10 protein-coding genes and 1 tRNA gene are annotated in these 9,563 nt (G+C 33.5%); 6 read left to right on the forward strand and 5 right to left on the reverse strand.

From position 1 onward, the window contains the following. The 3 genes from NE054_RS05675 to lpxC form a co-directional block, all read right to left on the reverse strand. On the reverse strand, window positions 1–935 hold a 935-nt coding region (locus tag NE054_RS05675), incomplete at its 3' end, for a succinate dehydrogenase/fumarate reductase iron-sulfur subunit (RefSeq protein WP_297889650.1). Window positions 936–1,015: 80 nt separating this feature from the next. Then, window positions 1,016–1,777 carry a nucleoside triphosphate pyrophosphohydrolase gene (mazG, locus tag NE054_RS05680; protein ID WP_297889652.1) on the reverse strand — a complete coding sequence of 254 codons (762 nt, stop codon included), beginning with the start codon at window positions 1,775–1,777 and terminating at the stop codon, window positions 1,016–1,018. A gap of 2 nt (window positions 1,778–1,779) precedes the next feature. Continuing rightward, window positions 1,780–2,673, reverse strand: a complete 894-nt coding sequence (gene lpxC, locus NE054_RS05685) for a UDP-3-O-acyl-N-acetylglucosamine deacetylase (protein ID WP_297889655.1) — start codon at window positions 2,671–2,673, stop codon at window positions 1,780–1,782. A gap of 127 nt (window positions 2,674–2,800) precedes the next feature. Here lpxC and NE054_RS05690 point away from each other — a divergent pair, with 127 nt between their 5' ends. The 3 genes from NE054_RS05690 to recJ are packed head-to-tail and all read left to right on the forward strand — an operon-like array spanning window position 2,801 to window position 5,677. Continuing rightward, window positions 2,801–3,661: a HepT-like ribonuclease domain-containing protein gene (locus tag NE054_RS05690; protein ID WP_297889657.1), complete on the forward strand. Its 861-nt coding sequence runs from the start codon at window positions 2,801–2,803 to the stop codon at window positions 3,659–3,661. 42 nt (window positions 3,662–3,703) lie between these two features. Next, window positions 3,704–3,952 (forward strand): curli assembly protein CsgG, encoded by a 249-nt coding sequence (locus NE054_RS05695; protein ID WP_297889659.1) that lies wholly within the window; start codon window positions 3,704–3,706, stop codon window positions 3,950–3,952. Further along, window positions 3,953–5,677, forward strand: coding sequence for a single-stranded-DNA-specific exonuclease RecJ (gene recJ / locus NE054_RS05700; protein WP_297889662.1), 1,725 nt, complete (start codon window positions 3,953–3,955; stop codon window positions 5,675–5,677). It abuts the gene before it with no gap. A 6-nt stretch (window positions 5,678–5,683) separates the two neighbouring features. On the opposite strand, the gene NE054_RS05705 is transcribed toward recJ, so the two are convergent. Both NE054_RS05705 and NE054_RS05710 read right to left on the reverse strand, forming a co-directional pair. Continuing rightward, window positions 5,684–5,770, reverse strand: a tRNA-Leu gene (locus NE054_RS05705). A 147-nt stretch (window positions 5,771–5,917) separates the two neighbouring features. Continuing rightward, window positions 5,918–7,087 (reverse strand): nucleotide sugar dehydrogenase, encoded by a 1,170-nt coding sequence (locus NE054_RS05710; protein WP_297889665.1) that lies wholly within the window; start codon window positions 7,085–7,087, stop codon window positions 5,918–5,920. Window positions 7,088–7,149: 62 nt separating this feature from the next. Here NE054_RS05710 and rph point away from each other — a divergent pair, with 62 nt between their 5' ends. From rph to NE054_RS05725, 3 genes are read left to right on the forward strand one after another with little or no spacing between them, the layout of a single operon-like run. Further along, a complete protein-coding gene (gene rph / locus NE054_RS05715; protein WP_297889668.1) occupies window positions 7,150–7,923 on the forward strand; it encodes a ribonuclease PH in 774 nt (257 codons plus the stop codon). A gap of 14 nt (window positions 7,924–7,937) precedes the next feature. Further along, window positions 7,938–9,227: an adenylosuccinate synthase gene (locus NE054_RS05720; protein ID WP_297889671.1), complete on the forward strand. Its 1,290-nt coding sequence runs from the start codon at window positions 7,938–7,940 to the stop codon at window positions 9,225–9,227. A gap of 14 nt (window positions 9,228–9,241) precedes the next feature. Further along, a complete protein-coding gene (locus NE054_RS05725) occupies window positions 9,242–9,511 on the forward strand; it encodes a hypothetical protein (RefSeq protein ID WP_297889674.1) in 270 nt (89 codons plus the stop codon). Window positions 9,512–9,563: the final 52 nt, after the last annotated feature.

Genomic DNA, 9,563 nt, shown 5'->3' on the forward strand with positions numbered 1-9,563 from the left:
AACTTAGTTGAGATAGTCCAAAGGTTAAGAAGAGAATGTCGTTGGGATAGAGAACAGACAAACCAGTCAATACAAAACATTCTTACTCCAAACGGAGCTCTTTTTATCGCACCAAGTATTCCTTCCTGTCTCATAGGAAGTAACATTTCATTTAACAGTCCCCTGTTGTAAATATCCTGTTCAAATATCTCTGCGTGTATCTCTCCCGGAGATTTAAATCCTTCCTCTGCAGCTATGATTCTTGTTCTTATGATATTCTCATAAGGTTGGACTTCTTTAGGACATCTTGTTGTACACTCCATACATCTTACACACCACTCAAGGTTAAAATCTTTTAAAACTTCTTCTAACCTTTCTTTTTTAGCTCCGTCTCTGGAATCCGCTATGAATCTGTAAGCTTTTGATATAACCATAGGTCCTAAAAAGTCTTTGTTTGCCTTCAATGCATTACAGTCTGACATACAGCTGTTACACAGTATACAATCTGATGCGTAATCTATCTTTTGATGGTCAAATGGGTCTTGTCTGTACTCTTTACCATCAGCTGGAGGTGCTTCCTTTGGAATAAACCAAGGTTTGATTTTTTTCATTTTATCAACAACCCAATCCATATCGTATATAAGGTCTTTTAATGGTTTTATGTTTCCAACCGGCTCTATTATAAGGGTATCCGTTTGGTATTTTTCAAGTAAATGGGTTACCTGAACCTTACACGCTAAAGTAGCATGCCCGTTGATTCTCATTGCACAGGAACCACATATGGCAGCTCTACAGTTGTAACGGAAAGATATTGACGGATCTTGCTCTTCTTTTGCTTTGAACAAAGCTGCTAAAACAGTCATACCCTTTTCAACCGGAAGTCTGTAGGTTTTGTAGTAAGGTTGGCTGTCTTTTGTAGGGTCGTATCTGAATACTTTTAGATTAAAAAACTCCATACTACTCACCTCTAAAAAAATTTACTCTACTATATTTAAACATATTTTTGTATAAAATCAAACAGCATTTGATTTTTTTATTAGTCGAATTTTTTGGCTTCGTTCCAAAGATTATCCATTTCTTGAAGAGTCATCTCTTCCAAAGATTTACCCATTTCTTTTGCTTTTTTCTCTATATAGCTAAACCTTTTAATCATTCTATCTATTGACAGATGTAAAGCTTCTTCCGGGTCGATTTTCATAAACCTTGCTAAGTTTGTAATGGCTATAAGTAGGTCTCCAAGTTCATGGATTTTTTCTTGCTGAGTTTTGGCATCTTTAAGTTCTTCTAACTCCTCTTCCACTTTTTCCCATACCTGCTTTATGTCTTCCCATTCAAAGCCAACCTTAGCAGCTCTATTTTGGACTTTAACCGCTCTGATTAAAGCTGGCATTCTTTTTGGAATACCTTCAAAGATAGACTGTTTTTCTTGTTGTTTTATTTTATGCCACTGGTCCAACACTTCTTCCTGAGTTTGAGCTTTTGATTGACCAAAAACATGTGGATGCCTTTTTATGAGTTTTTCTATGAGTTTTTCTATCACCGTATTGATATCAAAACTTCCCTCATCTTTTTTTATCTGACTATGAAACACCACTTGAAGCAAAACATCTCCAAGCTCTTCTATCATCTTTTCGTTGTTGTTTTCTTCTATGGCTTCTAAAAGTTCATAGGCTTCTTCTATGAGATTGTTTTTTATTGACTGGTTTGTCTGTTCTCTATCCCAAGGACATTCTCTTCTTAACCTTTGGACTATCTCAACTAACTTTTGGAAATTTTCCCCTTCCTTTTTACATTCCATCTTCAAACAGCCTTAACCAATGTGCTGTTTTTGATAAAATCAAACACTTGGGATGCTGGTTTTATGGAAATGGAATTTGTGTTTAGTAAAGCTTTAACAAATTCTGCATTTAATCTATGACCGCCTTTGAATGAGAAAACTTCTCCTATCAACGGATATCCTAATAGATACAAGTCTCCTACCAAGTCTAACACTTTGTGTCTAACTGGCTCATCTTCAAATCTTAATCCTTCTTCATTTAAGACGTTATCCTTGTGAAAAACTACAGCATTTTTTAAAGAGCCACCTTTTGCAAGACCTAAACTTTTGAGATATTCCACTTCTTCCAAAAAGCAGTAAGTTCTTGCTGAAAATAGTCCTTCGTAAGATTTTTTTTCATGAGGAATATAGGTAAATATTTTTTTTCCTATTATTGAGTTGTTATAGTCAGCTTGATAACTGAATTTTGTAATTTTTGATGGTTTTCCTTCTATGAATTTATCACCTTGGTTTATGTAAACCGGATTTTCTAATATTGCATAAAACTTCTCTTCATTTAATGCTTGTATTCCGGATTTTTTTATAGCTTCTACAAACTCTTTACTACTTCCGTCCAAAATCGGTAATTCTTCTTCATCTATCTCTATAAAGATGTTATCTATTCCCGTAAAATAAAGTGCAGCCATAAGATGTTCTACGGTTCGTATGGCTACACCTTCTCTCATTAAAGATGTTGAGTAATCAAAACTGTGGGCAAAATCTATTTTAGCCGGAATCAGTATATTTTTTCTTATAAAGTTTATACCTTCATTTTTTTTAGCCGGATAAAGCTTTAGCTTTACTTTTTTCCCTGTGTGTAATCCTATACCTTCTATAACGGTAGGTCTTTTTATTGTTCTTTGAAACTGACAAATCATTTTTAACTCCTGAGTTTGTAGTCAATTTTTTACAAGCAAATTTTATGCCTAAAATTTATCATGGAAATATTTAAGATATTTTAATAAAATGTTTTGAAGTTTTGCAAATTTTCAAAAAGGTGAACCAATGTTAAATATAGAATATTTAAATGAGAAAGCAACCAAAATAAACAGTGCTTTAAAGAAAATTTCTAAAATATTAGAATTTGGAGAAGAAGTTTTTTTAAAAACACCAATGTATCCGGATAGAGTAAAATACTACCTTGTTATACTTTACGATGAACTTGAGGCAATCGCTTGTCATCTGCTTTCAAACATCTTCAATGAAAAGGTAAAGGAAAACTGTTTAGAAAAACTATCTCAGGAAGGTATCTTTTCAGAAAAACTAAGCAGAATTTTTCAAGACTTTGTTAATTTTAAGAAAAAACTCTTTGAAGAGAATTTTAGTTATTCAGATAAAGAGTTGTTTTATCTTTCTAACGAAATAGTTTCTACTTTACAAAACTTCTTTTTGAAAGAACTTTCACAGATAGTTAAACAGTTAAAAGAAAAACAACCAAAACTGACAGTTCCGGTCAACCTTGTTAAACTAAATCATCATGCATCTGTAATAAAAGCTGAAATAAAAAGGTTAACTCCTTTTAGAAGTATGACAGAAGAGGAGTTTATAAATAATCCTTTTGCTGTAGATAGGAGTCGTTATTTTTTAGTAGTTGCAATAGACAGTGCATTATGGATTTGTAGACATATAGTTAGACAGTTAGGTATCAAGCCGGATAAAAACTGCTTTAATGCAATGAAAGAAAAAGGTGTAATAGATTCTCAGCTTGCTGAGAAAATTTTTCAGGTAGTTTCTTTAAGGGACACCTTGGCAGACCCTACAAAGGATGTAGATAAAAAATTTTTGTATAACTTAGTAAAATCTGATTTTGAAAAGATTATGGATGAATATCTAAAACAAATTTCGAAATTTCTTTTTAAAGGTTAATAATTATGTTAAAATGTTTATCCAAATTTCGGAGGGCTTACCATGGTAAGGTACTTAGCCGGTGTTTTATCTATAATAACATTTTCATTTGCTACTGAGTGTAATCAAAAGATTTCTATTTCTCAAGTAGAAAACACAGCATCTGCTTATGTTGGAACTATAACATCTGTCAAGCTTTCCAAAAGTAAATCTGGAGAATGTAACTATAAAGTTTACGGAGAAAAGGGTTATGTGATAATAGATGCTCAATCCGGTGAACTGTTAAAATTTACAAAAAAGAGGGAAAGATAATTGGATGTAGGTTTATCCGGATATCAATGGGTTTTGTTAAGTGAGACTAATCCGGCACCGGATGAGTTAAAAGAAAGGCTTGGAGAAGTATTTTCCCAGATTCTATACAATAGAAAAGCATTGTTTGATAAAGATTTTTCAGAAGATTACATAGTACCACAACTTAAAAATCTAATAAATCCATCATACTTTTACTCTTTAGAAGAAACTGCTTTAAAATTAACAGAAGCTATAAAAAAACAAAAAAGAATTGTAATATATGGAGATTACGATGCTGATGGAATAACAAGTACAGCACTTTTAGTTAATTTTTTTAGAGATATTAATATTCCCGTAAAATATTACATACCAAGTAGATTTACAGAAGGTTATGGACTTAACAAAGATGCCATAAAAACAATATCAGAAAAAGCAGACGTTTTAATTGTCGTAGATAGTGGAACAAACGCTATAGATGAACTTCTTTACGCAAGAAGTCTTGGACTTGAAGTTTTTGTCTTAGACCACCATGAACCTTCCGACTTTTGGTTAGAACATGACCCATTGCACTTTTATGACAGTATAAATATATTAAATCCAAAATTCTTTAAAGAAGAAAAGATAAATCCGATGTTTAAACATTTGGCGACCGTTGGAATAGTATTTTATCTTATTTCTGTTTTAAGAAAACTTCTAAACATTGAAGTAAAGCTTAGAAATTACTTAGATATAGTGGCTATTGGAACCGTTGCAGATTTGGTTCCAATGTCTTTTATAAACAGAGTTTTAGTTAAAACCGGATTGGAAGAGATAAACAAAAAACATAGGGTAGGTATAGCTAAATTAAGAGATGTTGCTTCTTTAAACAAAGATGTAAACACTCAAGATATAGCATTTATGATAGGTCCAAGGATAAACGCAGCCGGTAGGTTAGCAGATGCAAGAAAATCTGTCAAACTTCTTACAACAAGAGATGAAACAGCTGCTACCGTGTTAGCTAACGAACTTGAAGATTTGAATAGAAAAAGACAAAGGATAACCGATACAGTTGTAAAAGAAGCTGAAGCTCAATTACAAAAATATAACTACAAAAACGCTATAGTCTTGGGAAAAGAAAACTGGCATAGTGGTGTTATAGGAATCGTAGCTGGAAAATTAACGGAGAAATACAAAATTCCTACAGTCATCTTATCTATTGAAAATGGTAAAGCTGTTGGTTCTGCAAGAAGTGTAGCAAAAGTAAATATATACAAAGCGTTAGATAGATGTAAAGACCTTTTTGATAGATTTGGAGGACATTCAGCAGCAGCCGGATTAACTATAAAATCCGGGAAAATAGATGAATTTACTTACCGTTTAAATCAACACGTAGAAGAAGTTGCAGAAGAGAAACCTTGGGCTGTAAAAGAGATAGATATGGAAGTACCTTTATCTTACTGGGATAGAGGAAAGGTAAACCAAATTTACTCGTTAGCACCATTTGGTGAAAAAAATCCATACCCAAAGTTTTTAGATAGAAATTTAAGAGTTGATTACTTTTCAGTAGCTGGGAAAAATTTAGTTGTCCTACATTTAAAAGACAAAGAGAAAAGATTTTTTACAGGAAAGTGGTGGAAAGGCTCAGATTTGATGCATAACATCAGTGTTGGTTCTATAGTTGATATTGTATATATTCCTGAAATAAACAGTTATAAAGGTGTTGAAAGCGTAGAGTTTGTTATAGATGATATAAAGTTGTTAAAATAGATTAAATGGTGGGAAAGGAGGGAATCGAACCCTCACGGCCTTTCGGCCAAGGGATTTTAAGTCCCTCGCGTCTGCCAGTTCCGCCACTTTCCCAAAAAGATTATTAATATTATATTATAAAATCTAATTTAATGCAACATTCTTAAACGAAAAAATTTTTTTATATCTTCTATACTTTTTGCATTTACTACTATTTTCATCAAGTTCGTTAACGTCTCTTCTTCGTATTTGTTCATTTATTTAATCTCTTTCAAAAATATCTCTTGTATAAACTTTTTCTCTTACATCGTCAAGTACATGACTGTATCTGTTGGCTAAAATTACGTCTGATTCCATTTTTAAAGTATCTAAATCTACCACTTTGAAATCCATAAAAGTATCTTCTTTTATCAAAGGTTCGTATATTATCACTTGAAAGTCTTTCGCTTTTAAGTATTCAATAATATCTATTATTGCAGCTTCTCTAAAGTTATCCGAGTCTGACTTCATCGTTAATCTAAAAACACCGACTACTTTAGGATTTTTATTTACTATCTGCTCCGCTATATAATATTTCCTTGCTATATTTGATTCTATGGTTCCTTTTATAAGATAATGAGGAATGTTTTTTTCCATGTAGTTTGCCAGAAGTTGTTTTGTGTCTTTAGGAAGACAGTATCCTCCAAATCCAAATGAAGGGTTGTTGTAGTGCATCCCTATTCTTGGGTCTAAACATACTCCTTCAATTATTTCCCTTGTATTTAAACCATGACTCTCTGCAAAGGTATCAAGCTCGTTGAAAAAGGCTACTCTCATAGCAAGGTAAGTGTTGGCAAAAAGTTTTATACTTTCTGCTTCTGTTGAACCTGTAAAAAGAACAGGAACGTCTTTTTTTATTGCACCTTCCAAAAGTAGATTTGCAAACTCTTTGGCTCTTTCGCTTTTTTCTCCAACTATTATCCTTGATGGATAAAGGTTATCGTATAGGGCTTTTCCTTCTCTTAAAAATTCTGGAGAAAAGATGATGTTGTCTGTATTAAACTGCTTTTTTACTTTTTCTGTATAGCCTACAGGAATGGTAGATTTTATAACTATAACAGAATCTGGATTAACTTCCAAAACCTCTTTTATTACAGATTCTACCGATTTTGTGTTGAAGTAGTTTGTTATAGGGTCATAGTTTGTTGGAGTTGCTACTATTACATATTTTGCGTTTTTGTATGCTTCGTTTTTATCTAATGTTGCCCTAAGGTTTAAAGGTTTTGATTTTAGATAAAACTCAACATCTTTATCAATAATCGGAGAGATTTTATTGTTTATTAACTTTACCTTTGTAGGGTCTATATCTTTTATGACTACTTCGTGATTTTGTGCTAATAAGATAGCATTTGATAAGCCTACATATCCGGCTCCGACTACGGCTATTTTCATTAAAAAACCTCTTGAAGTATTTATGATAAAATATATTCTATCACACACTTAAGGAGGAATTTTTGAGACCTGACAACAGAAAACCAGCACAACTTCGTCCAATCAAAATAACAAGGGATTTTAACATCTACGCGGAAGGTTCAGTGTTAATAGAATTTGGAAATACCAAGGTAATAGTTACAGCTTCTGTTGAAGATAAAGTGCCACCTTTTTTAAAAGGTACAGGTCAAGGATGGATAACAGCTGAGTACTCTATGATACCAAGAGCATCAGAGACAAGAAGTTTAAGGGAGGTTGTTAGAGGCTCTCCATCCGGAAGAACTCATGAGATACAGAGATTGATAGGAAGGTCTTTAAGGGCTGCGGTTGATTTAAAAAAACTTGGTGAAAGAACCATATGGGTTGATTGTGATGTTATTCAGGCAGACGGAGGTACAAGGGTGGCATCTATTACAGGAGCCTTTATAGCAGTTGCAGATGCCATCATAAAGCTTGGAAAAAATAACCTTTTTAAATCCAGTCCGTTGAAAGATTATGTTGCAGCTATAAGCGTTGGAAAGGTGAATAATGAAATTGTTTTAGACCTTAACTATCAAGAAGATTCAAAAGCTCAGGTAGATATGAACTTGGTTATGACAGGAAAAGGAGAGTTTGTAGAGATTGGAGCAACAGGAGAAGAAAACACCTTTACCCAAGAAGACTTTCAAAAGATGCTTGAGTACGGAAAATCCGGAATAGAAAGACTTATAAAAATCCAAAAAGAGTTTATAGAAGGTATTCCATCTTTGGGACATTGGGAAAGAAAGAATGTTAAAGAGTTTGTTTATAAAGAATAAACCGGAGGATAAAATTGAAAGAAAGTTTAATTATTCTTGGCTCCCAGTGGGGAGATGAAGGAAAAGGAAAGATAGTTGACCTTCTTGCAAAAGATTTTGATTACGTTGTCAGATACCAAGGTGGAAGCAATGCAGGACACACAGTTATCGCAAATGGAAAAAAATACACACTACACCTTATACCATCCGGAATACTTCACGAAGGAGTAAAAAACATAATATCAAACGGTGTTGTAGTTGATATCCAAGAATTGTTAAAAGAGATGCAGCAGGTAAAAGATGTCGTTAAAGATTTCAAAGGTAAACTGTATATAAGTGAAAGATGTCATATAGTATTCCCATACCATAAAGTCCTTGATGCAATATCGGAAAAATCAAAAGGAAAAGATAAAGTAGGTACAACATTAAAAGGAATAGGTCCTACATACATGTCAAAGTATGCAAGAACAGGTATCAGAATAGTTGACCTTTTTGACCCACCTTATTTCAGAGCAAGGTTAGAAAAAGCCTTTAACGAAGCAAAAGAGATAGCAGAAAAAGTTTACGGAGAGAATTTTGACCTAAATCTTGAAGATATGTACCAAACAACACTACAGGACTTTGAAAAAATAAAAGATTTGGTAGCAGATACTTCCTACATTCTTGATACTGTTATGAAAGAAGGAAAAAAAGTGTTGTTTGAAGGTGCACAAGGAACTATGCTTGATGTAGATATGGGGACTTATCCTTACGTTACCTCATCAAATGCATCAGCTCTTGGAATATGTAACGGAACCGGAGTAGCACCAAAACTGATAGGACAAGCAAAAGTTTACGGTGTAAGTAAAGCTTACACCACAAGAGTGGGAGAAGGACCATTTCCTACAGAGTTAAACGACGGACTTGGAGATAGATTAAGAGAAGAAGGTAATGAGTATGGTTCAACAACCGGAAGACCAAGAAGATGTGGGTGGCTTGACCTTGTTGCATTAAAGTTTGCTTGTAGAATAAACGGAATAGATGGATTAATAATAACAAAACTTGATGTTTTAGATACCTTTGATGAGATAAAAGTGTGTATAGGGTACGATTACAACGGACAGACAATAACAGAGTTTCCGGCATCGTTAAAAGTATTATCAGAATGTAAACCTATCTACAAAACACTAAAAGGTTGGAAAACAACAACCCAAGGACTAACGGATTTGTCAAAACTTCCAAAAGAGGCACAAGAGTTTATAAAAACCATAGAAGAAGAAACAAAAACAAAAGTCGTTATGCTTTCAACAGGTCCAGAGAGAGAGCAGTACGTGTGGTGTAAGTAAAGAGGTGGAAAAAAATGTATGATATTATGAAGCAAGCTGAAGAAAAGTTAGTTCAGGTCGGAACAGACCTGACCATATCGGTTGTTGTTTTTGTTTTGTCTATCGTTTTATTAACGATAATAACCTATATTATTTTAACCATAAAAAATAGTAAAAAACCAATAGAAGAAAGAAAGTCTAACATTGCTATATTCTTAATATCGGTGTTTACCGGATGGGCTATTACCACCCTTGTTTTCGTTTATAGGATGGTGATGATAGGACTTCAACGACTCAGTCAATAGTTTTCAAATCATTGGTAAAATCTTATTTTTTCAACTTGCGGGGGGGGGGGGG

Source organism: Sulfurihydrogenibium sp. (genome assembly GCF_027448985.1).
Lineage (GTDB): Bacteria > Aquificota > Aquificia > Aquificales > Hydrogenothermaceae > Sulfurihydrogenibium.